General features: G+C 60.8%; 16 protein-coding genes and 1 tRNA gene. 4 read left to right on the top strand and 13 right to left on the bottom strand.

All coding sequences use genetic code 11. The features are described from left to right. Positions 1–88 precede the first annotated feature (88 nt). From M1D68_RS02335 to M1D68_RS02345, 3 genes are all read left to right on the top strand, one after another. Positions 89–1,885 carry an acyl-CoA dehydrogenase C-terminal domain-containing protein gene (locus M1D68_RS02335; protein ID WP_457969170.1) on the top strand — a complete coding sequence of 599 codons (1,797 nt, stop codon included), beginning with the start codon at positions 89–91 and terminating at the stop codon, positions 1,883–1,885. A gap of 251 nt (positions 1,886–2,136) precedes the next feature. After that, positions 2,137–3,915 (top strand): acyl-CoA dehydrogenase C-terminal domain-containing protein, encoded by a 1,779-nt coding sequence (locus M1D68_RS02340; RefSeq protein WP_457969171.1) that lies wholly within the window; start codon positions 2,137–2,139, stop codon positions 3,913–3,915. Positions 3,916–4,257: 342 nt separating this feature from the next. Next, positions 4,258–4,416, top strand: a complete 159-nt coding sequence (locus M1D68_RS02345) for a YqaE/Pmp3 family membrane protein (RefSeq protein ID WP_038436734.1) — start codon at positions 4,258–4,260, stop codon at positions 4,414–4,416. Positions 4,417–4,549: 133 nt separating this feature from the next. Here M1D68_RS02345 and M1D68_RS02350 read toward each other — a convergent pair whose 3' ends face one another. The 11 genes from M1D68_RS02350 to M1D68_RS02400 all read right to left on the bottom strand — a co-directional run bounded on the left by M1D68_RS02350 (position 4,550) and on the right by M1D68_RS02400 (position 17,843). Next, positions 4,550–6,376, bottom strand: a complete 1,827-nt coding sequence (locus M1D68_RS02350; RefSeq protein WP_457969172.1) for a prolyl oligopeptidase family serine peptidase — start codon at positions 6,374–6,376, stop codon at positions 4,550–4,552. Beyond that, complete coding sequence (pqqE, locus tag M1D68_RS02355; protein ID WP_457969174.1) at positions 6,342–7,472, bottom strand: pyrroloquinoline quinone biosynthesis protein PqqE; 1,131 nt, start codon at positions 7,470–7,472, stop codon at positions 6,342–6,344. The genes M1D68_RS02350 and pqqE overlap by 35 nt, the downstream gene beginning before the upstream one ends. Then, positions 7,465–7,740 (bottom strand): pyrroloquinoline quinone biosynthesis peptide chaperone PqqD, encoded by a 276-nt coding sequence (pqqD, locus tag M1D68_RS02360; protein ID WP_434561971.1) that lies wholly within the window; start codon positions 7,738–7,740, stop codon positions 7,465–7,467. Before pqqD ends, pqqE begins: the two co-directional genes overlap by 8 nt. Continuing rightward, positions 7,737–8,489 (bottom strand): pyrroloquinoline-quinone synthase PqqC, encoded by a 753-nt coding sequence (pqqC, locus tag M1D68_RS02365; RefSeq protein ID WP_457969176.1) that lies wholly within the window; start codon positions 8,487–8,489, stop codon positions 7,737–7,739. The genes pqqD and pqqC overlap by 4 nt, the downstream gene beginning before the upstream one ends. 11 nt (positions 8,490–8,500) lie before the next feature. Continuing rightward, a complete protein-coding gene (pqqB, locus tag M1D68_RS02370; RefSeq protein ID WP_457969177.1) occupies positions 8,501–9,412 on the bottom strand; it encodes a pyrroloquinoline quinone biosynthesis protein PqqB in 912 nt (303 codons plus the stop codon). 79 nt (positions 9,413–9,491) lie between these two features. Beyond that, complete coding sequence (gene pqqA, locus M1D68_RS02375) at positions 9,492–9,566, bottom strand: pyrroloquinoline quinone precursor peptide PqqA (protein ID WP_003177660.1); 75 nt, start codon at positions 9,564–9,566, stop codon at positions 9,492–9,494. A gap of 170 nt (positions 9,567–9,736) precedes the next feature. Further along, on the bottom strand, positions 9,737–12,172 hold the full coding sequence (gene pqqF, locus M1D68_RS02380) for a pyrroloquinoline quinone biosynthesis protein PqqF (protein WP_457969178.1): 2,436 nt from the start codon (positions 12,170–12,172) through the stop codon (positions 9,737–9,739). Between the two features lie 48 nt (positions 12,173–12,220). Then, positions 12,221–13,015, bottom strand: coding sequence for a carbon-nitrogen hydrolase family protein (locus tag M1D68_RS02385; RefSeq protein ID WP_457969180.1), 795 nt, complete (start codon positions 13,013–13,015; stop codon positions 12,221–12,223). 10 nt (positions 13,016–13,025) lie between these two features. Continuing rightward, complete coding sequence (locus tag M1D68_RS02390; RefSeq protein ID WP_420764892.1) at positions 13,026–14,708, bottom strand: flavin monoamine oxidase family protein; 1,683 nt, start codon at positions 14,706–14,708, stop codon at positions 13,026–13,028. A gap of 274 nt (positions 14,709–14,982) precedes the next feature. Further along, positions 14,983–15,444: an Lrp/AsnC family transcriptional regulator gene (locus M1D68_RS02395; protein ID WP_420764891.1), complete on the bottom strand. Its 462-nt coding sequence runs from the start codon at positions 15,442–15,444 to the stop codon at positions 14,983–14,985. Positions 15,445–15,479: 35 nt separating this feature from the next. Next, positions 15,480–17,843, bottom strand: a complete 2,364-nt coding sequence (locus M1D68_RS02400) for a hypothetical protein (protein WP_457969182.1) — start codon at positions 17,841–17,843, stop codon at positions 15,480–15,482. Between the two features lie 240 nt (positions 17,844–18,083). Between M1D68_RS02400 and M1D68_RS02405 the strand changes: the two genes are divergently transcribed. Beyond that, entirely contained in the window at positions 18,084–18,791 is a 708-nt protein-coding gene (locus tag M1D68_RS02405; RefSeq protein WP_434609195.1) for a CatB-related O-acetyltransferase, read from the top strand. 99 nt (positions 18,792–18,890) lie between these two features. On the opposite strand, the gene M1D68_RS02410 is transcribed toward M1D68_RS02405, so the two are convergent. Both M1D68_RS02410 and M1D68_RS02415 read right to left on the bottom strand, forming a co-directional pair. Then, positions 18,891–18,967, bottom strand: a tRNA-Ile gene (locus M1D68_RS02410). Between the two features lie 15 nt (positions 18,968–18,982). After that, on the bottom strand, positions 18,983–22,726 hold the full coding sequence (locus M1D68_RS02415; protein WP_420764888.1) for a bifunctional diguanylate cyclase/phosphodiesterase: 3,744 nt from the start codon (positions 22,724–22,726) through the stop codon (positions 18,983–18,985). Between the last annotated feature and the right edge of the window lie 40 nt (positions 22,727–22,766).

Consider the following 22,766-nt stretch of genomic DNA (forward strand, 5'->3'; position numbering starts at 1 on the left):
ATGATGGCGCATTCAGCGTCTGGACTGTGATTGTGGGCCCCGGTGGCCGGCAGTAGGTTTAAACGATCTGCTACCGGAGAAAACCACCATGCCCGAGTACAAAGCTCCCCTGCGCGACATGCGCTTTCTGATCGACCACGTCTTCGATTTCCATGGCCGCTATGCCGAACTGGGTGCCAGCGATGCCAGCCCGGACATGGTCAGCGCCATCCTCGAGGAAGGTGCTCGGTTCTGTGAGAATGTGCTGGCGCCGCTCAATCGTCCAGGTGACGAGGAGGGCTGCCATTTCGACAATGGCGTGGTGACTACGCCTACAGGTTTCCGGCAGGCGTTCGCACAGTATGTGGAAGGCGGCTGGCACGGCCTGGCGGCGGACCCAGCGTATGGCGGCCAAGGCCTGCCCAGTTCCCTGGGCCTGGTCATCAGCGAAATGATCGGGTCGAGCAACACTTCCTGGGGCATGTACCCTGGCCTGACCCACGGCGCCATGTCGGCGATCCACGCCCATGGCACCGAGGAACAGAAGCAGACCTACCTCAGCAAACTCACCGCCGGCCAGTGGACCGGTACCATGTGCCTGACCGAAGCCCACTGCGGCACCGACCTGGGCATTATCAAGACCCGCGCGGTGCCCCAGGCTGACGGCAGCTATGCGGTGACCGGCAGCAAGATCTTCATCAGCGCCGGCGAGCACGACATGAGCGACAACATCATCCATCTGGTGCTCGCCAAGCTGCCGGATGCTCCGGCCGGAACAAAGGGCATCTCGTTGTTTATCGTGCCGAAGTTCCTGCCCGACGCCGCAGGCGAGGCCGGGGAGCGCAATGGCGTTTCCTGCGGGTCGATCGAACACAAGATGGGCATCAAGGCCTCGGCGACCTGTGTGCTGAACTTCGACGGCGCCAAGGGGTTCCTGATTGGCGAGGCGAACAAGGGCCTCAACTGTATGTTCACCATGATGAACCATGCCCGCCTCGGCACCGGCATGCAGGGTCTTTGCCTGGGCGAGGCGAGTTTCCAGGGCGCGGTCAGATACGCCAATGATCGTCTGCAGATGCGCTCGCTGACCGGCCCCAAGGCGCCGGAAAAAGCGGCCGACCCAATCATCGTCCACCCTGACGTGCGCAGGATGCTCTTGACGATGAAGGCCTTCAACGAAGGCAACCGGGCGCTGACGTACTTCACTGCGCAATTGCTCGACACCGCGCACTTGAGCCGCGACGAAACCGCCCGCCAAGAGGCCGAAGACCTGTTGGCCTTCCTCACGCCTATCTGCAAAGCGTTCATGACCGACACGGGGCTTGAGGTAACCAACCACGGCATGCAGGTTCTCGGCGGCCACGGCTTTATCCGCGAGTGGGGCATGGAACAATTGGTACGCGATTGTCGGATCGCGCCGATCTACGAAGGCACCAACGGCATCCAGGCCTTGGACTTGCTGGGACGCAAGGTGCTGGGCAGCCAAGGCAAGCTGCTGCGCGGGTTTACCAAAATTGTTCATCAGTTCTGCGCCGCCAATACCGGGCATCCGCAACTCCAGGGATACATTGCGCAACTGGACGGGCTTAATCGGCAATGGGGTGATTTGACGACCCAGGTCGGCATGGCTGCCATGAAAAATCCCGATGAGGTGGGGGCCGCCTCCGTGGATTACCTGATGTACAGCGGTTACATCATCCTGGCTTACCTGTGGTTGCGCATGGCGTTGGTGGCTCAGGCGCAACTCGACAGTGGCGATGGCGACGCGGATTTTTGCCGGGCCAAGCTGGCGACTTGTGAATTTTATTTCAAGCGCCTGTTGCCGCGCACGGCCGCTCATCGCTCAGCTGTCGAGGCGGGAAGCGAATGCCTGATGAAGTTGCCGGCGCAGTTGTTTGCGCTTTGAAGGGCTGAAATATCTCCTTGGCGAGGGAGCTTGCTCCGGCTTGAGTGCGTAGCTCTCAAAAAAGGGCTGCTGCGCACCCCAGCGGGAGCAAGCTCCCTCGCCACGATAAAACATCAAATTTCGATCGTGACTAAAAATTACAAAACGGTCATGGGTTGACCCTATGTGTCGCAAAAGTTGTTGGGGTACACTCTGGCCCATTGTGAAACGCTTTCCCACGAACCAATTGTTTAGATCCTGCGAGGTTTGCCATGGCTGACTACAAAGCGCCCCTGCGCGATATGCGCTTCGTCCTCAATGAAGTATTTGAGGTCGCGAAACTTTGGGCTCAATTGCCGGCGCTGGCCGACACTGTGGACGCTGAAACTGTCGAGGCGATTCTTGAAGAGGCCGGCAAGGTCACCAGCAAAAGCGTAGCGCCCCTCAGCCGCGCGGCTGACGAGGAAGGTTGCCACTGGGCTGACGGCGCCGTCACGACCCCGGCAGGTTTCCCACAGGCTTATAAGACTTATGCCGAAGGCGGCTGGGTGGGTGTCGGTGGTGATCCGGCGTATGGCGGCATGGGCATGCCCAAGGCTGTTTCGGCCCAGGTCGAGGAAATGGTCAACTCCGCCAGCCTCTCATTTGGGCTGTACCCGATGCTGACCGCCGGGGCTTGCCTGTCGATCAATGCCCACGCCAGCGAAGCGTTGAAGGCCGCGTACCTGCCGAATATGTACGCGGGCATCTGGGCCGGCTCGATGTGCCTGACCGAGCCTCACGCCGGTACCGACCTGGGGATCATCCGGACCAAGGCTGAACCCCAGGCCGACGGTTCCTACAAAGTCAGCGGCACCAAGATTTTCATCACAGGCGGCGAACACGACCTCACCGAAAACATCATTCACTTGGTGTTGGCGAAGCTCCCGGACGCACCGGCCGGGCCGAAAGGCATCTCGCTGTTCCTCGTGCCGAAATTCATGGTCAATGCCGACGGCAGCCTGGGCGCACGCAACGCAGCCAACTGCGGTTCGATCGAGCACAAGATGGGCATCCAGGCGTCCGCCACCTGCGTGATGAACTTCGACGAAGCGGTAGGTTATCTGGTCGGCGAGCCCAACAAAGGCCTGGCGGCGATGTTCACCATGATGAACTACGAGCGCCTGGGTGTCGGTATCCAAGGGCTGGCCACTGGCGAGCGTTCCTATCAGAACGCTATCGAATACGCCGGCGATCGCCTGCAAAGCCGTTCGCCAACCGGCGCGCAAAACAAAGACAAGATCGCTGACCCGATCATCGTCCACCCGGACGTGCGCCGCATGCTACTGACAATGAAAGCCTCGAACGAAGGTGGCCGCGCATTTTCCACCTACGTGGCGATGCAACTGGATACCGCGAAATTCAGCGAAGACCCAGCCACGCGCAAGCGCGCGGAAGACCTGGTCGCGCTGCTGACGCCGGTGGCCAAGGCTTTCCTGACCGATCTGGGCCTGGAAACCACGGTCCATGGCCAGCAGATCTTCGGCGGTCACGGTTACATCCGCGAATGGGGCCAGGAGCAACTAGTGCGTGACGTGCGCATCACACAGATCTATGAAGGCACCAACGGTATCCAGGCGCTGGATCTGGTAGGGCGCAAGATCGTCGGCAGTGGTGGGGCGTTCTATAAATTGTTCGCCGATGAAATCCGTCATTTCACCGCCACCGCAAGCAACGATTTGTCGGAGTTCACCCAACCGTTGAACGATGCCGTTGGCACGCTGGACGAGCTGACCGAATGGCTGCTCGATCGGGCAAAAAACAACCCGAACGAAATTGGCGCGGCTTCGGTGGAATACCTGCAAGCGTTCGGCTACACCGCTTATGCCTACATGTGGGCGTTGATGGCCAGGGCGGCCCTGGGCAAGGAAAGCCAGGATGATTTCTACGCAGGCAAGCTGGGCACGGCGCGATTCTACTTCGCCCGCCTGTTACCGCGAATTCATTCGCTGAGCGCTTCGGTGAAGGCCGGCAGTGAGTCGCTGTTCCTGTTGGAGCCGGGTCAGTTCTGAAAACGTGTCGTGATGTAAGCAAATGCTTACATCACGTGCTGGCGATTTCCCTCTATCGGCAGATTGGATCCACGGCTAATCTAGCTTCCATGGACGTAGCGCAGGACGCGCAAAAGTAACAACACGGACACGTAGGATTCTGCCAGGAAGGCGGAGTGAAATGGATGTCAGGGAAACAGTCTGCAAAGCCCCGCTTCGGCGGGGTTTTCTTTTGCCTGCGTTTTTTGTCCGAGCATAACCTTCCCTTTGGGCGCCCCTTGATGGTCCGCACTGAACCCTGACGAGCGGTCAGGTGTCCATGAGCATATGGCAATATGGCCATCGCCAATCAGGGAGTCATCCATGGATATCATTCGCATCATCATCGCCATTCTTCTGCCGCCGTTGGGTGTGTTTCTGCAAGTCGGTTTCGGCGGGGCTTTCTGGCTGAATATTCTGCTGACGCTGTTGGGCTACATCCCGGGCATCGTGCATGCGGTGTACATCATCGCCAAGCGCTGAAAGTTTGCAGCTAGAGGATTGCTCTTGTGGCGAGGGAGCTTGCTCCCGCTGGGTCGCGGAGCGGCCCCAAGCCCTGCGATTGCTGCGCAATCGAGCGGGAGCAAGCTCCCTCGCCACAAGAGCTCGCCACTTTTTATAAGCTCGCTTCTATCACTTTTCGATAAAACAACCACTCATGCTCCAGCGCATGCGCCTGGTTCAACGCCTTGCGAAAGCCGTGGCGCTCGTCCGGGTAGTAGTGCGCCTCCACCGGAACACCGTTGTCTTCCAAGGCCTTGACCATATCGCGGGTTTGCTGCGGCACGACCACGGCATCGAGTTCACCTTGGAAAAAAATCATCGGCGCGCGGATCCGGTCGGCGTGAAGCAACGGCGTGCGGGCCCTGTAGCGTTCGGCGTCCAGTTGTGGATCGCCGATCAGCCAGTCCAGGTAGTCCCCTTCGAATTTGTGTGTCGCGCGGCCCAGGGCAGCGGGGTCGCTGACGCCGTAGAGGCTGGCGCCGGCACGGAATACGTTCCGGAACGCCAAGGCGCAAAGTGTCGTGTACCCACCGGCGCTGCCGCCACGAATGAAGGCGCAGCGGCTATCGATCAAGCCCTGCTCATCCAGATACGCGACAACCGCGCAGGCATCCTCGACATCCACCACGCCCCAGTTCAAATGCAATGCCTGCCGGTAAGCCCGGCCGTAGCCACTGCTGCCGCGGTAGTTCAGATCGGCCACGGCAAAGCCGCGCTGGGTCCAGTATTGGATGCGCGGGTCGAAAATGGGATAGCAGGCCGACGTCGGCCCGCCATGGATAAACACCACCAGCGGCGGTTTAGCCTCGGCGTCCATCGCAGGATAAAAGAACCCGTGGGCCTCGCTTGAAGCGACGGGATAGCGCAAGGTTTGCGGACAGCTGATGTGCTCGGCGGGTAACGGCGAAACGCCGCCGGCCACGATTATGGCTTCGTGGTTTTGTCGTTCAATAGCAATGACCGCCGACGGGCTGGTCGGCGAAGCGGCAATTGCATAAACGAATTGCTCATCCAAGGCCAGGCTGCGAAAGCGGCTGTAGGGTCCGGTGAACTCCTCAATCGCGCCGCTATGGCGCAGGCCCAGCCGGCCAAAACCCGCTTCGGTCCAGCTCGCCAGGTAAATGTCCTCGCCCAAGGGCAGCCACGTACAGCCGCCCAATTGCCAAGGCGCCGGGGCGTGATCGGCTTCGGCGGCAGCCAATGGTTTCAAGAAGCCGGCATCTTCGACCCAAGGCTGCCAATAACCACCCCGATCCGTCAGGCAATAAAGACGATTCGCCGCGTCGAATCGTGGTTGCTGGATGGACTCATCCCCACCTTGGCCGGCCACGCAGCGCGGCTCACTCCAACCTGCATCGTTACGCTCTGCCAACATCAGTCGCGTGGCCGTCCAGGGTTGATGAGGACGGCTCCATTCGATCCAGGCGAGGCGCTTTTGATCCGGGCTCAGGATCGGCGCGGCGTAGAAATCCGCACCCTCGGCCAGCACCTGTCGCTTAAAATCGGCCAGCCCGATCGACACCAGACGATGCTGATTGGCCTGTTCCTCAACCGCCAGCACTCGCCCCGCGGCGAAGTGCAGGTCGCCATATCGCCTCTCGCCCGAAGTCAGCGCCACGGGACGATCGCCGTCCAATGACTGGTGATACAGCTGTTGGTCGGCCTCGTTGACAAACAGCACGCCGTCATCGCTCAGGCAAAACGACCCGCCCCCGTATTCGTAGACCCGACTGCGCGCGCTGAACCCGTCCGGGGTCAGACAGCGGGCCTTGGCATCTTGCCAATGCCAGATCCGGCAGGCGCCATCCGCTGGGCGGTATTCATTCCAGAAAAGCCCTGAAGGCCCGAGTTGCAGTTCGGCAAAGTCGATGCCTGCCGCGACAGCCTGGGCGGCGCTGAGCGGATCAGCCTTTAACGATGAGGCGCGAGTTTCGTTCATTGCGAAAGGCCAATTGTTCAATGGTTTGCGTGGCATGCTCGGCGTCTTCGCGCGCCTGGAGAATCATGCCGTGGTGTTCGGATTTGCTGCACACCGGGTCGGCGTTGCTGGCGTCGCCTGTGAGCATGAACGCCTGGCAGCGGCAGCCGCCGAAATCCTTTTCTTTTTCATCGCACGAGCGGCAGGGCTCGGGCATCCAGTCGTATCCGCGGAAACGGTTGAAGCCGAACGAGTCGTACCAGATGTGCTGCATGCTGTGGTCGCGCACATTCGGGAACTGCACCGGCATCTGTCGGGCGCCATGGCACGGCAATGCGGTGCCGTCCGGCGTGACGGTCAGGAAGATGCTGCCCCAGCCGTTCATGCAGGCTTTGGGGCGTTCCTCATAGTAGTCTGGGGTCACGAAGATCAACTTGCACGGATTGCCTTCGGCTTCCAGCTTGGCCCGGTATTCGTTAGTAATGCGTTCAGCCCGCACCAGCTGTTCCCGGGTCGGCAGCAGGCCGACGCGGTTGAGGTGCGCCCAGCCATAGAACTGGCACGTGGCGAGCTCGACGAAGTCGGCTTGCAGGGCGATGCACAGCTCGATGATGCGATCGATCTTGTCGATGTTGTGCCGATGGGTCACGAAGTTCAGCACCATCGGATAGCCGTGGGCCTTCACCGCCCGGGCCATTTCCAGTTTTTGCGCGAAGGCTTTCTTCGAGCCGGCCAGCAAGTTGTTCACCTGCTCATCGCTGGCCTGGAAACTGATCTGGATATGGTCCAGGCCGGCCTTCTTGAAATCGCTGATTTTCTGTTCGGTCAAACCGATACCGGAGGTGATCAGGTTGGTGTAGAAACCCAACTTGCGCGCCTCCCCGATCAGCTCGGCCAGGTCCTGGCGCACCAGCGGTTCGCCACCGGAAAAGCCCAACTGCGCAGCGCCCATCTCCCGGGCCTCGCGGAACACCTTGAACCACTGCTCGGTGCTCAGTTCCTTGCCTTGCTCGGCAAAGTCCAGCGGATTGGAGCAGTACGGGCATTGCAGCGGGCAGCGATAGGTCAGCTCGGCCAGCAGCCACAACGGCAGGCCGACGGCGGGCTTCTCAGGCAAGGGTGATCCAGTGCTCAGCACGGGCGACCTCCATGAATTGCTCGATGTCGTCACCGAGCTCAGGCACACCGGGAAATTGTTTGTCCAGCTCAGCGATGATCGCCGCCACATCGCGCTTGCCATCGATCAGGCCACCGATCAGCGCAGCGCTGTCGTTCAGCTTGATCATGCCTTCAGGATAGAGCAGCACGTGACCTTTCTGGGCCGGTTCGTACTGAAAGCGATAGCCGGGGCGCCAATCGGGGATTTGGCTGCGATCGAAACTCATAAGGCGATTCCTTTGTGCCAGACCCGTTGGTCGGTCACGGTGTGATAGGGCGGGCGGTGCAGTTCGTAGGCCATGCTCATGGCGTCGAGCATGCTCCAGAGAATGTCGAGTTTGAACTGGAGAATCTCCAGCATGCGTTCCTGGCCTTCACGCGTGATGTAGTGCTGCAAGGTGATCGCCAACCCGTGCTCCACGTCGCGCCGGGCCTGGCCCAGGCGGGTGCGGAAGTATTCGTAGCCGGCCGGGTCGATCCATGGGTAGTGCTGCGGCCAACTGTCGAGGCGCGACTGGTGGATCTGCGGGGCGAACAGTTCGGTCAGCGAGCTGCTGGCGGCTTCCTGCCAGGAGGCGCGGCGGGCGAAGTTGACGTAGGCGTCTACGGCGAAGCGCACACCTGGCAGCACCAGTTCCTGGGAACGCAATTGATCGGGATCGAGGCCCACCGCTTGACCCAGCCGTAGCCAGGCTTCGATGCCGCCGTCTTCGCCAGGGGCGCCGTCATGGTCAAGCAGACGCTGGATCCACTCGCGGCGGATCTCCCGATCCGGGCAGTTGGCCAGGATCGCGGCGTCCTTGAGCGGAATGTTCACTTGGTAATAGAAGCGGTTCGCGACCCAACCCTGGATCTGCTCGCGTGTGGCTCGGCCTTCGTACATCGCCACGTGGTACGGGTGATGGATATGGTAGAAGGCGCCCTTGGCACGCAAGGCTGCTTCAAATTCTGCGGTGGTCAATGGCGTGTCAGTCATTTCGGGGCCTCCTACAGTTCGATGCTCATGCCGTCGTAGGCGACTTCGACATTGCGTCGCACCAGCTCGGCCCGCTCGGGTGAATCCTCGTCGAGTATCGGGTTGGTGTTGTTGATATGAATAAGGACCTTGCGTTGCTCGGGCAGTTGCTCCAGCACTTCGAGCATGCCGCCGGGACCGTTCTGCGCCAGGTGGCCCATTTCCCGACCGGTGCGGGTGCCGACGCCACGGCGCTGCATCTCATCGTCGTCCCACATCGTGCCGTCCACCAACAGGCAGTCGCTGTCGGCCATGATGTCCAGCAGCGGACCGTCGACCTTGCCCAGGCCCGGTGCATAGAACAGCTTGCCGCCGGTGCTCAGGTCTTCGACGATCAGCCCGATGTTATCGCCCGGGTGCGGGTCGAAGCGGTGCGGGGAATAGGGCGGGGCGGCGCTGCGAAGTGGCAGTGGGGTAAAGCGCAGGCTTGGGCAAGCGGCAATAGTGAAACTCTGATCGAGTTGGATGCGGTTCCAGCTCAGGCCGCCGTTCCAGTGGGTGAGCATGTTGAACAGTGGGAAACCCGTGCTCAGGTCTTCATGGACCATGTCGGTGCACCAGACCTGGTGCGGGCAACCTTCGCGCAGGCTGAGCAGGCCGGTGGTGTGGTCGATCTGGCTGTCCATCAGAATGATCGCGCCGATACCGGTGTCCCGCAGGGCCCGGCCAGGCTGCATCGGGGCAAATCCCTGGAGCTGGGCGCGAATGTCCGGCGAGGCGTTGCACAGCACCCAGCTCACGCCGTCGTCGGAAATCGCGATGGACGACTGGGTACGCGCCTGGGCCCGCAGGCTGCCGTTGCGAAAACCTGCGCAATTGGCGCAGTTGCAGTTCCACTGGGGAAAACCGCCGCCCGCGGCGGAGCCTAGAATCTGGACGAACATGGTCGCTCCATCTGCAAACCGAAAATAAAAACGCCCCGGATGACCGAGGCGTGGTGTTGCGTACTACCGCCTGCAGCAATCAACGGCTGGCGAAGTACATGGTGACTTCGAAGCCGATACGCAGATCGATATATGCGGGTTTGGACCAGGACATGGGAATACTCCTTTGGTTGGGATACTTCGGTTAGATGGTACGGGTGGAACCTATACATATAGTCCACCTCCGCTCGGAGATGTTCAGATGCTTAGGCGGCTATGTTACTAAATCTGACAAATTCCTTCGCCGCGATTCTTTGAGAAAGCTCGTTGCATGGCCGGTAACGATCATTGCACCGCGCGCCAGGGCGTTCCCGGGCACGGCGCGTTGCTCAGGCAGGAACGTCCGCCGAGGGCTTCTTTCAAACGGTGCGCGGCGTCGACCAGTTGTCCGCGTGTCATCGATGTTATGACGTCGGATAACCGTTGCAGGTAGTCCGTTGGACGACCGGCCAGTTTGCCCTGCCAGAGCAGTTCGGCTGCCTGGGCGATGGGCATCGCCGCGCTTTGAAGCTGGCTGGCCAAGGCCTGTTGCTGGCTGGTCAGGGTCGAGTCGTCTAGCTGCTGGATCAACTCAGGCAAGGTTTCCAGGAACTGCTCCATATGTTCAGCCAACTGCGCTGCCGAGGCACCGGGTGATTGGGCGCCCAGTAGCAGGCCGGTGCGTCCGTCGATCTGCTTCAGACCACTGAACACCGCATAGCCCAGTTGCAGGTCCACTCGCAGGCGTTGGTAGTACGGGGTTTGGCTCAGATGGGCGAGCAAACGCCACGCAGCCTCGTCGCAAATGTCCTGGGTTGCCGTGGGGCAGAACATCAGTACGGCGTGGTCGTCTCCTGGAATTTCGAGCGTGTGCCAGGTGCGTCCCGGAGCAGCCACGAGCGTCGACACCGCTTCTTCTCGGGCGATCCCAGGAATTCGCGCCAGAACGGGGCCCAGCGCCACTTGAGTGGCCGCCGCCAGACCGACAGCCAAGCCGTCCCATCGGGCGTTCGTCCAGACGCTCTGATCGCTGTCGGACGATGATGGCGATCGTGGGGTTTGCCGCAAGAGCTCCGGCAATTCACGCAACAGCTGTCGGATCGGTATCAAGGGAGGCTCGCTATTGGCCGGGACTGGCGGCAGCGGCTGGCCCAGTTCCACCAGCAGGTGTTCAAGTACTCGCGGCATCGGTGCCTGCAAGCCGGTCAGTTTCAGCAGGCATTGTTCGTCATGAGTCTCGAAGGTAATGTCCACGCCGGCCTGGCGGGCGTCTTCGCGCAGATCCGCCAATTGCCGATCGAGCCTGCGTTGGTGGCCGGGCGATACGGGGGCCGCCAATAGCCAGCGCAGGTACACCGCGCCTTCCGGCGAGGTATCCGGCAATGCCTGGCTGAACTGCATGGGCGAGCGTTCGCGCCGGCCCCGGCTGCGGTCTTGTGCGAATGTTCGTAAGCCGCGGTGGGCACTGGTTTGGCCGCGAATCAATCCGGCGCGGGGTGGTTCGTTGATGCTTTGCAGAAACGGGTTGGGCGAGGGCAATTGCCACGGTTCGACGGGCTGATCGACGGCGTGTAATTGCTTGAGGATTTCCCTGAGGCGCATCAGGTCGTTTTCCGACAAAGGGCCTTGACGTCCTTCGCTGTCCCAACGAGCCAGTTGCAAGGCTGTTGCCGTCTCCAGTTGGCGTTGGCGTAGCGCAGTGAACGCCTGGCGAAGTGATGCCCAGTCATCCTGAGCGGCAAAAAAACCCAGCCAATCGCGCAGCAGCGGTTGGATATCAGTCGGCACCTGGTCGCGGTCGTGCTTGAACTCGATGTGAAGCAGTGCCTGACCAGAAAATTCATACAGGGGCACGGCTTTGAGGCTGTCAGCCAGACCGCGTTGGCGCAACGTTGCAAGCAACCCGCCCGGTTTAGGGGCGTTGAGCCAGTGGCAGAGGAAATCCAAGGCTTGGGGCGAGGCGGCAGGCAAGCTTTCGAAGGCGAACAGTACGTCGAGCGAATCTTGCCGGGCCTGCTGGTACCCGGTCTCGGTTGCTGCCATGAGCCTCGGCGGTGGCTGCCTGACCTGCGTCCTGCCGGTTGGCAGGCTTTCACCGAACTGAGTGGCCAGCGCCTCCAAGGTCCCGATGCGTTGCGGGCCGGCCAGGCTCAAGGTCATCTGGCCGCTCCGATAGAAACGCTGGTAGAAATCGCGCAGCGCGCTCTGGAATTCTGGCTGTGGTACGGCGAGGCTGTCGCGATTGCCCGCATGAAAGCCGCGCAATGGGTGATCCTTCGACAGTCCTTCATACAAGGCAACCTGCCGCTGGGCCGCCGCATCCTGGGACCAGGCAATAAACTCTGCGTGCAGCACTTCCCGCTCTCGCAACTGGTCAGTCTCATCCAGACGCGGATGGGCCAGCATGTCCGCCAACCGCTCAAGCCCACCGGGCAGGGCGGCAGGTGGCAGCTCCAGGATAAACTCCGTGGTGCGTTCACTGGTACGCGCGTTGACCTGCCCGCCGTGGTCCCGCACGTAGGCCATCAGGTTCTGCCCAGTGGGAAAACGCTCCGTCCCCAGGAAGAAAAGATGTTCAAGAAAGTGCGCCAGCCCCGGCCAGGCCTTGGGCGCATCATGGCTACCGGCGGCCACGCGCAACACCGCAGCGCTGCGCTTGAGGCCAGGAGCATGACGCAACGTCAATTTCAGGCCGTTGGACAGGGTTTCGGTATGGGGGCGGAGGGAATCGGGGGCCGGCATGAGCGCTTCCAGGACTGGGATGTGCTCATGCTAGCGGATTAGCCCGGATCAGTGTTTATGCAAGTCGCCGTACAGCGCCGCACGCCGATCGTGCAGGTAGTTGTAGGCTGCCCGCGATTGCTCCATCAATTGTCGATCCAGCTCACCCACGATCAACGCTTCGTCCAGCCCCGCCAACGCCGGGCGGCTGCCGTTCGGGGCGGCAATGCTGCTCTGACCGCAATACTGCAACTCACCTTCGTGGCCGCAATAGTTGGCATAGGCCACGAAACACTGGTTCTCGATGGCCCGGGCGCGCACGGTGACGTCGGCGATGAACTCGTACGGATGCATGTTGGCGGTGGGTACCAGGATAAGCTCGGCGCCGGCCAGCGCCAGGCGCCGGGCATTTTCTGGAAACTCCAGGTCATAGCAGATCAGGAAGCCGAGCTTCCAACCGTTGAGCTCCACGATCGGCAACGCTGAATCGCCCGCGCTGAACATTGTGCGGTCGAGGTCGCCGAACAAATGACTCTTGCGATAATTGGCCAGGCGCTCGCCGTGGGCGTCGATCAATTGGACCGAATTGTAGATCTGCCCATCTTCGCTGCGCTCCGGGTAACCATAGAGAATGGCCAGGCCGGCCGCCTTGGCGATGCGGCCGATTTGCTGCGCCCATTCGCCGTTGTAGACCTCGGCCAGTACATTCACCGCATCGACCCCAATGTTGTAGCCAGTCAAGAACATCTCCGGCACCACCAGCACATCGGCACCCCTGGCTTCCAGCGCGACCTGGTGCAGTCGCTGCAGGTTGCCGGCCGGTTCCATGGGCAGCGGTGGGCATTGGTAAAGGGCTACGCGCATCGACAACTCCTTATTCGGGCAAGGCGATCGGACCGATTTCGTCGAACACATCGCCTGGCCCCGGGTTCTCGGGGTGAGTTTCACCGCCGAAATGTTTCATGATCCCCCACACGGCATTGAGCGAGGTCTGGACCGCGCCTTCTACCCAGGCGGGTGTCCATGAGACGTCATCACCGGCGATAAAGATCCCTTTTTGTTCAGCCGGCATGTCGTCTTGCATGAAGTGTGCATACATGCGTTGGTTGTATCGGTAGTGGCCCGGCAGGGCGCCTTTGAATGCACCGAGGAAATAGGGGTCGGCTTCCCAGGAAACTGTGATCGGATCGCCAATGATCCGCGCGGCGATGTCGACGTTCGGATAGATTTTTTTCAGCGCATCAAGCGCCAGTCTCACGCGTTTTTCCACGGGATACGGCAGCATTTTCAACGCATCGCTCATCCATGAGTAGGACAGGCAGATGACGCCTGGCTTGTCGTCGCCGTTGTCGAACAGGTAAGTGCCGCGAGTCAGCCGGTCGGTGAGGGTCATGCTCATCAAGTCGCGGCCGGTCTGCGGGTCCTTGTCCTTCCAGAAGGGCCGGTCGACCATCACGAATGTCTTCGATGCTTGCATGTAGCGGGTGCGGTCCAGGGCCATCCACATTTTTTGCGAGAACAGCGCTTCTTCACATTCGATCTGGGTGGTCAGCAGCCAAGTCTGGCACGTCACCAGCACGGCGGCGTATTCCCGGGTGTCACCCCAGACGTCGGTCACGGTGAAGCGGTCGTTATCGGCACGGGCAATGCGCTTCACGCCGCTGCGAGGCGCGCCCAGGTGCAACGAATTCAGGCTGGTGCCTTCCGGCCAATGCACGCAGCGCTCTGGCACGTGTTTCCAGATTCCGTGGGGGACCTGCTCGACGCCGCCGACCACCAGGTGCTGATGATCGTCGCAGTTGGTCATCACCACGCGAAAGATTTCGAGCATCGAGTTGGGAAAGTCCGAGTCCCATCCGCCAGTGCCGAAACCAACCTGGCCGAACACTTCGCGATGCTGGAACGAGAGCTTGGCGAAGGCCTTGGACGTAGCGACAAAGTCGTAGAAGGTGCGGTCATCCCACAGCGGCACCAGGGTGTTCCACAGCTCCTTGAGACGCGGGACGTCGCGGTCGCGGATCGCTTGCTGGATATCGCCGAAGCGCGAGCCAGCCTCCAATGCGTCGGCCCAGGCGTCGGCCACTTCTTGGAATAACGCCGGAAGGTCAGCCATGCTTTCTGCGTAATAGGTCTGCCCTTCAAGGTCGATGACCGTGCTGCCCGAGGCCGACGTCAACGGGTTGGGAAAGGGTTTTGTCTCCAGGCCCAGCTTGTCGACGTAGTGGTAGAACGCCGTGGACGACACTGGGAAACGCATGCCGCCGAGTTCGGCGACGATACCTTCGGCGCCGTTGAACGCTTGGGAGCGCAGGCGTCCGCCCAGCTTCGAGGCCTCGTACACCACCGGTTTGAGGCCCATTTTCATCAGCTCGTAAGCCGCCACCAGGCCGGCGATCCCGGCACCGACAATCGCTACCTCGGCGCCGTGATTGTGCTTCGGAATCATGCCCAGGCCGGCTGGGTGTTCGATCCAGTCGTCAAAGGCGAAGGGAAAGTCCGGGCCGAAAATGGTGATGGGTTTCTTGCCGTTGGCAGGGTGGCGATTGTTCTTGTTCATGGCTGACCTTGGGAGGCGACTCGGCGCGGTGTTCGCGTCTGAGTATAGGAAAGATGCCAGCCATTCTAGAGAGCATGAAACACGTTAATAAGACGCAATGTGTCGTCGTTTTGTACGTATAGCCGTCATTTTCACTGGCTAAATAGGCTTAATGACGAAACCAGCTCTTGTAGGAGCGAGCCTGCTCGCGATAGCGGGCCGTCAGCCCGTGCAAATGTTGACTGATCCGCCGCCATCGCGAGCAGGCTCGCTCCCACAGGATTTTGGGCAGGTTCTAGACGGGCTGCCCCCGGTCGATCTTGCTGCTGAGAATGATCGAAGTGGTGGTTTTCTCCACCCCGTCCACGCTGCCGATCTGGTCCAGCAGTTGATCCAGCTGTTCCGGCGAGTCGGTGCGCAGCCAGGCCACGTAATCGAACTCGCCGCTCACCGCGCACAACTGCTGGACCTGGGCCATCGCACTCAAGCGCCGCAATACGTCTTTCCCCGAGCGTGGCTGGACCTTTATGCCGACGTAAGCCTGCAAACCGCCATCGATCACTCGCTGCCCCAGACGCACGCCGTATCCGGTGATGATCTTGGATTTTTCCAGTCGAGCCAGACGCGAGGTCACGGTCGTGCGGGCGATGCCCAACTGCCGGGCAAGCACGGCGACGCTTTCCCGGGCGTTGATTTGCAGCGCCGCGATCAGCTGGCGATCAATTTCGTCGAGGACAGGAGGGCGGGTATCAGTCAAGGTCAGCTCCGGCGCAGGCATCATTGGCGGGCATGTTACAGGCTCCGGCGTTCGAAGTAGCTGATGGCAGGCAAGGCCAGCGCTTGCCAGGCTGGGGCGAGGTGCGCTTGCGAAGGCCTGAGCCAGAGGCCGTCCTCGCCGATCAGTTGTTCCGCGGGCAGCAGCAGCAAATCGTCGAGCGTAAACGACTGCGCCGCGCCTCGATCCTCATCGTCTTCGGTTTCCCAGTCGCGTTCGAAACACCGGACCCGCAGCTTTTCTTCATCGAAGCCTTCGAACTCGGGCCGATTGCCCAGCCATCGCGGATGAATCCGCAGCGTGTGCGCCTGGACATCGAGAAGCATCAGTTGCCAGCCCCGATAACTTCCGCACAGCTGCGCCACGTCAGTTGCCATGCGGGTCAGGGCCAGGTAGCGGCCATCCGAGGACCAGATCATCGAAGGGGCCAGATCGACCAAGGCGCAGCCTGAAGCCGTCAGCAGATAACCGCCAAGCCGCGGCGTACCGGCGCGCACCCAGCTGTCGGCATATTCGGTCTCGCTGCCGAACAGCCAGGCGGCGTCCCGATGAGTCGGCGCGGGCTGGATGAAATCGCCATCGGCAGTCGCCGCCTGCGGCCGATCCACCAAACGCCACGGGGGGATGACGTTCAGTTGCGAGTCTGTGGGCTGCAACTGCACCGTGTTATAGAACAGCCGGGATTGCTCGTTGGGGCGACAGAAAGACGCGTCGCTGCCGACCTCTGGCGCCGCGACATTGAAGCGCCGGAGGGGGCTGCTCTGCAGATCATTGTCGAGACGACCTACGACCACCGCCAGACTCAACCGACCATCGCGAAAGTCGAGGATCCGTTCTACCCACATGGCGGGCCCTTTCAGCAGGCGCCGCTCTTGCACGTCGGCCACCACTGCATGGGTGGCAACGGTCGTTGCCCCTCCAAAAGGCAGCAGCGCCAGGTAGCGACCACAGTCCGAGGCGCGATGATCCAGCAGCCAGCGTTCCGGCAGGAGCCAGTCACCGATCTGGCAGCGATAGCCACCAAGCCCTTCGCGATTGTCACCCTGCCAGCTCAGGCGCGCGTTTGTGCCGCCCAGCAGCGCTTGTGTCTCGATGTGCGAATCGCCCCGGCGGCCCGGGCTGTCCAATGGCATGACGATGGCCATGCGCGTCAGCTTGAACTCGCCCACCTGCACCCGACCCTGGATGTCGTGGCCCGTCTGGGTCTCGGTATCGCTGTGGATGCTGTCCAAGCGGTAGCCATACTGGCCGGAACCCGGTCGTGGATAGTCGAGGTAAGCGTCGATATGCACTTGGCCTGCATCGAGCTTCAGCAAGTCATGCCAATAAAAAGACGGTTCGGTGGTGCTCTTGATCCAAGGTAAGGGCAGGTCGCGCCAGCCTTTGTCCACTTGCCACGACCAATACCGTTCGCCTTGCGCCTCGTTGGCCTGTTCCCCGGCCAGGCACACCAGGGCGCGGTGATCGGTGCTCCACACCAATGGCGCATCGGCGGTCATCAAGAGCCCGGACGGCTGCCCATTGATGCTGACGGCATAGCGCGGCGAATACAGTGGCTCCAGGGGTCGGTCCAAATCGCGCAGCGTAGCCGGCAAGATGATGTTGCCAGCCAGGCATTGTCGACCATCAGCGGACGGACGTTCGAAGGTAGGCTGGAGATTGTCCGGGTGCCAGCCAGGCTCCAGCCAAAGATCCGCGACGGGAATCAGGTCGACTGCCTCTGCGGTTTGTAGCAGCTTTTCCAGGCGAACCTGACGGACGCCGTTATCGACCAATGGGCTGTAGCGGCCGCTCAGTTGATCAGAATCAAAAGCGTCCAGCTCCCAGAATTCGCTTTCGGCGCAGCGGTATAAGGTGCGCTGCTGGCGGTCGAGAATGACCAGTCCCCAATCCTGCCGTGACGGCACCGGCGCGGCAAAATAGCGCCCTTCGCTGGAAAACACCGCCGAAGAGCCGATCCCTTGCAAAAGTACGCCATCTGGAAACAAGTAATCGCAATACACAGGACCGCCCATGGCGATTTCACTGTGGTTGAACACCCGGATTGGCTCGCCTTCCGGGGTCAGAAGCGGCTCGTTACCGCCCCAGGCGCTTGGCCCCTTGGTGGAAACCGGTGCCAACCCAAGGCGCCGCTCCCATTTGCTGACACAGGCGAGCCCGACAATGATGGCGATGATCGCCACGAGAATGCCCCACCACTCCGGCAGCGCCCGGCCCAGGCTGAAGCCCAGGCCAAATACGGCACCCACCGTCAGCCTCGCGATGCCTCGGCCCATCGTCAGAGCGCCCAGGCGCGCGGCGAGGCCCATCAGCGACCCGAGGAAAATCACTGCCAGCAAGGCCAGCGGCGGGGGCAGAACGGTAACGAAAAAGGCTGGCACCACGAGGACGCCGAGTTGCCAGAAGAGTTCGAGGAACAGGCGGGACAGGCTGGGAGTGGCGATGATGGAGGTCTCTCGAAGGCCGGGGTTTGCAATTGTAAGTGAGCCGCACTGAAAAAAACGACGGGTCGAGGCTAACCGGCTTCATGAGGATTTTCAGAAAGGCCTGACATACACGGCCCGGTATCTCTGCTGCAATTGCGTTCCGCTATGAACTGCTCTGCAGTCTTGGGAAACAAGATGGGATCGTTAAAAGATTTTTACTGGAAGCGTTGGGTCAAGAGACACCGGTGCAAGCTTGCTGGCGGCCTCCAATCGCTGAGCAGGAGGACAGAGCTGACCCTGGAAGAGGGCGTTGCCCTTGGGCACGTCGACATTGACTCGCCGCGTCTCGCGATCGGCGCCCACACTTATATCCGCAGTGGCAGCCATCTATCCCTGGTGGCATCGATCGGTCGCTTTTGCTCAATGGGCACTGGCGTGGTGATAGGCCAGGAAAAGCACACGCATCCCACCGATTGGCTCAGCTCTCATCCTTTCCAATACACGGCTTCCCCGCTGAGTTACCGTGCCAGGACCCAAATGGCCACGATTGGCCACGACGTCTGGGTGGGCAGCCATGCCATGGTCATGGAGGGCGTCAACGTCGGCACGGGCGCGGTGATTGCAACCCGGGCAGTCGTGGCTGGGGATGTGCCGGCCTACGCAATCGTAGCGGGCGTCCCGGCCAAGGTAGTGCGGTTCAGGCACGCTCCTGATGTTATCGAGCGCCTGTTGGCGAGTCGGTGGTGGGAAATCGAGGTGGAGGAATTGAAGACGCTGCCCCTCGACGAACCTGAAACCTGCCTGGAGCTGCTGGAGCGCAAAGCTCCGGTGGCTGCTCAGTACCGAAAAATCAGCGTGACACGTAAGGGTTGTCGCGCGGGGGAAATGATGACCGTGACGTAGTGCTTGCGATTGATGGTTGTACGCTTTTTTCTGGCCCCGACAAGTCAAGATGATGACCGTCTGGAAAAGCAAAAGCCGCGCAATGCGCGGCTTTGGAGTTGGTGGGCCCACACGGACTCGAACCGTGGACCAAAGGATTATGAGTCCTCTGCTCTAACCAACTGAGCTATGGGCCCTCAGTAGGCCGCGGATTATAGCGACGGTTTCTCGGCTGTGCTATCCGAAAAATCCGATACGGTTACACGCAGAAACGTTGCGGCGAACTCTTCGGCGCACAGGGGCAGGCTGACAATGTAGCCCTGGATCTGTTCGCAGCCCTCCTCGGCGAGGAATTGTTGTTGGGCCAGGGTTTCGACGCCTTCGGCGATGATGGTGAATTGCATGCTGCGACCCAGGGCGATAATTGCCCGTACGATGGCCGCGTCGTGGGGGTCATCGGGCAGGCCGCGGACGAAGGATTGGTCGATTTTGAGGATATCCAGCGGCAGGCGCTTGAGGTAGCTGAGTGAGGAATAGCCGGTGCCGAAGTCGTCGATGGCCAGTTGCACACCGAGTTTTTTCAACTGGTGCAACACTGCCAGGGCTTCTTCGGCCTGGCTCATGATGAAGTTTTCGGTAATCTCCAGTTGCAATAAGCCCGGTTCGAGATGGTTTTCCCGCAAGAGTTGTTCGATACGACCCAGCAGGTTGGGTTGGCGCAGTTGGACGCCAGCCAGGTTCACTGACAGCGGGCCGAGGCTTTCGTGAGTGCAATTCCATTCGCATAGCTGTCGGCAGGCGGTCTCTAGCACCCAGTCGCCGATCTGCAGGATCATCCCGTTTTCTTCGGCCAGAGGAATGAAGTGTTCCGGGGGCACGTCGCCGAACGTCGGATGGGTCCAGCGAATCAGTGCCTCGGCGCCCACCAGGCTGTTGTCGACCAGGCTGATTTTTGGCTGGAAAGACAACGACAACTCGTTGCGCTCGATCGCCCGTCGCAGTTCGTGTTCCAGCGCCACGCGCTCGCTGGCTTGGGCCGTGAGGTCGCGGGTGTAGCTTTCTACCCGGTTGCGCCCCTTGGCTTTGGATCGGTACATCGCCGCGTCGGCATTCTTGACCAGCGTGGCCACGTCGCAGCCATCCTGAGGATACAGGCTGGTACCAATGCTGGCGCTGATGAAAAACTCGTGTTCACCTGCCTGGAAAGGCGCGCCAAAACAGTTCAGGAGTTTTTGGGCGATGTGCTCGGCGTCGCTGGGCTGTTGCAGGCCAGGCAGCAGGATGATGAACTCGTCGCCTCCCAGGCGCGCCACTGTGTCGATGTCCCGTAGCTGCTCGCGCAGCCGTACGGCGATGCCCTTTAGCAGCAGGTCACCGACCGGGTGCCCGAGGCTGTCGTTGATATGTTTGAAACGGTCCAGATCAAGGAACAACACTGCGCCTTGTCCCCCGTTTTCCTGCTGGCTGTTCAGGGCGGTCAGCAAGCGGCTTTCGAACAAGGTGCGATTCGGAAGGCCGGTGAGCGGGTCGTGGTGTGCCTGGTAATCGAGTCGGGCCTGGGCGTGCTTGAGGCTTGAAATATCGGCAAAAACCGCAACGAAGTGAGTGATTTGATGGCCCCGGTTGCGCACGGCGCTGATGGTTAGCCAGCTGGGGTACAGTTCCCCGTTTTTACGTCGGTTGGAAATCTCTCCTTGCCAATGACCCTCCGCCGTCAGCTGATGCCACATTGCCGCATAGAAGGCACTGTCATGTAGGCCGGAGGCCAGTAAGCGAGGGGTGTGGCCCAATGCTTCGCTTTCGCTATAGCCGGTGATTTCGGTGAAAGCGCGGTTGACGGCGTTGATGTGCTGTTGCGTGTCGGTGATCAGGACGCCCTCGGCGGTGCTTTCGAACACGGTGGCTGCCTGTTGCAGTTTTTCCTGCATGAAGTGGCGCTCAGTGATGTCCCGGGCGATGGTCAGCATGCAGTCTTCATTGCCGATGGGCAGGGGACGGCTGGACACCTCGCAGAGTCGGATCTGCCCATCGTTGCGGCGGATATGACAGCTGAAATCCTTGACGAAACCGTCCCGTTGCAGCAGGTCGAGCATCTGTTTGCGTTCATTGAGGTTGACCCAGATGCCGAGGTCCAGCGTGGAGCGATCCACCGACAGGGCGCTGTTGAAACCGGTGATGCGACTGAAGCCCTCGTTGACTTCTATCAGCAGGCCGTCGCTTTGCCGGGACAGCAACAGGCCGTCGGGCGAGGCATGAAAAGCCTTGGCGAACTTTTCTTCGGAGGTCTGCAGTTGTTGTTGGGTTTCCTTGAGTTGGCTGATGTCGCGCACGACCACCACCAGGGCGGGGGTGGTGTCGAGATCGAAGGGTTCGGCCGAGATCAGGCCGGTAAACACCTGGCCGTTGCTGCGTCGAAAGGGCATTTCGAGGTTGCGGATGCTGCCGGCCTGCAAACGCTGCAACAGGCTTGGCCCGACGCCTTGGATGCCCCAGATGTCCAGGTCCGTAGTGTTTTTGCCAATCACCTGGTCGGCACTGATGCCGATCTGTTCCTCGAAAGCTTTGTTCACTTCCAGCAGGCAGCCGTCCTGCAGGCGCGCAATCACCAGGATGTCGGGGCACTGGCGAAACACCGAGGCGAATTTTTGTTCGGAAAGACGTAACGCTTCCTCGGTGTGCTTGGCTTCACTGATGTCGATCATCAAGCCACGCATCAGCGGCTCGTGGCCGTGCTGGATGAGGCTGACGATATCCCTGACCCAGAGGCAGCGACCATCAGCAGTGATAACCCGGTAATCGACGCAGTGATCGCGGCCGGCAAGCACTTCGTGGTCGCAATAAGTCTGGGCGCGTATGAGGTCTGCCGGGTGGATGATGTTGCGCCAGAAGCCAGGAATGAGCCAATGGGCGAGAGGGTAGCCGAGCAGCTCTTCGGCGTGGGGCGACACGTAGCTGTAGGTGAAATCGCTGACCCTCGCTTCCCATGCGATGGCCGAAAGGCTCTCGACCAATCCCCGATAATGGTATTCGCTGCTGCGCAGTTCCTGTTCAAGATCGACTCGCCGGGCTATTTCCGAGCTGAGGCGACGATTGATGCGAATCACCACGGCCAGGATGCCGCCCAGCAGAAGCATTCCTGGAAGGCCGTAAAGCAGCAGATCTGACCAGAGTTGACGATAATCGCGCACATTGCCGATCCACTTTTCCTGGATCTCGCTGATTTCGGCCGACGTCATATCTGCCATCACTTTGTCCAGAATGCCCACGAGAATCTTGTTTTCCTGGGGGACGGCCATCGCCAATTGATACCGGTAGGGCGTTTCCCCACTTACGTAGAGCCCATCGAGCTTGAGCTGGCGCAGGCTCCAGACGCTGGAAGCAAGGTCACCTACCACGGCATCCACCTGATCCGTCGCCAGCGCCTGCAAGGCCGAGCTGACGTTGGGCAGGGCAACCAGATTCAGGTCGGGATGGTGATTGCGCAACAACTCGTGTGGGGCATAGTTTTCCACCACGGCGATCTTCAAGCCGTACAAGTCCTCCAGCCTGCGCGGTTGGGCGCCACCGTGATGGGCGAGGATGACAATCGGGAAATCCAGGTAGGGACGGGTAAAAGCCAGATAATTCTGGCGTTCGGGGGTGGACATGATGCCCGGCAAAAGATCGATTTTGCCCTGTGCGACCTGCTCCAGCACCACGGTCCAGCTCACTGGCTCGATGGGCGTCAATGTAATCGCCAATCGCTGGCGAATGATATCGACGTAATCGGCAGCCAGGCCTTGGTAGCGCCCCTGATCGTCGCGGAATTCGAACGGCGGCCATGAGGCATCGACACCCAGGCGCAGGTCGGGGTGGTCCTTGAGCCAGCGGCGCTCTTCGTCGGTGAGCGTCAACGCGCCGGCCGTCGCGGTCCAGGTCATCAGTGACAGCAAAAGCACGGCCGTCAGTCTGGGCATCACGGTCTCGTCTTGGCTTGGGGAGGATGTTTCGAGTGTA

It is taken from the genome of Pseudomonas sp. R4-84 (assembly GCF_054130985.1).

Bases quoted from the DNA above. Each gene is read 5' to 3' on its own strand.
- M1D68_RS02335 (WP_457969170.1), top strand. From the start codon at position 89: ATGCCCGAGTACAAAGCTCCCCTGCGCGACATGCGCTTTCTGATCGAC.
- M1D68_RS02340 (WP_457969171.1), top strand. From the start codon at position 2,137: ATGGCTGACTACAAAGCGCCCCTGCGCGATATGCGCTTCGTCCTCAAT.
- M1D68_RS02345 (WP_038436734.1), top strand. From the start codon at position 4,258: ATGGATATCATTCGCATCATCATCGCCATTCTTCTGCCGCCGTTGGGT.
- M1D68_RS02350 (WP_457969172.1), bottom strand. From the start codon at position 6,376: ATGAACGAAACTCGCGCCTCATCGTTAAAGGCTGATCCGCTCAGCGCC.
- pqqD (WP_434561971.1), bottom strand. From the start codon at position 7,740: ATGAGTTTCGATCGCAGCCAAATCCCCGATTGGCGCCCCGGCTATCGC.
- pqqC (WP_457969176.1), bottom strand. From the start codon at position 8,489: ATGACTGACACGCCATTGACCACCGCAGAATTTGAAGCAGCCTTGCGT.
- pqqB (WP_457969177.1), bottom strand. From the start codon at position 9,412: ATGTTCGTCCAGATTCTAGGCTCCGCCGCGGGCGGCGGTTTTCCCCAG.
- pqqF (WP_457969178.1), bottom strand. From the start codon at position 12,172: ATGCCGGCCCCCGATTCCCTCCGCCCCCATACCGAAACCCTGTCCAAC.
- M1D68_RS02385 (WP_457969180.1), bottom strand. From the start codon at position 13,015: ATGCGCGTAGCCCTTTACCAATGCCCACCGCTGCCCATGGAACCGGCC.
- M1D68_RS02390 (WP_420764892.1), bottom strand. From the start codon at position 14,708: ATGAACAAGAACAATCGCCACCCTGCCAACGGCAAGAAACCCATCACC.
- M1D68_RS02405 (WP_434609195.1), top strand. From the start codon at position 18,084: ATGGGATCGTTAAAAGATTTTTACTGGAAGCGTTGGGTCAAGAGACAC.
- M1D68_RS02415 (WP_420764888.1), bottom strand. From the start codon at position 22,726: ATGCCCAGACTGACGGCCGTGCTTTTGCTGTCACTGATGACCTGGACC.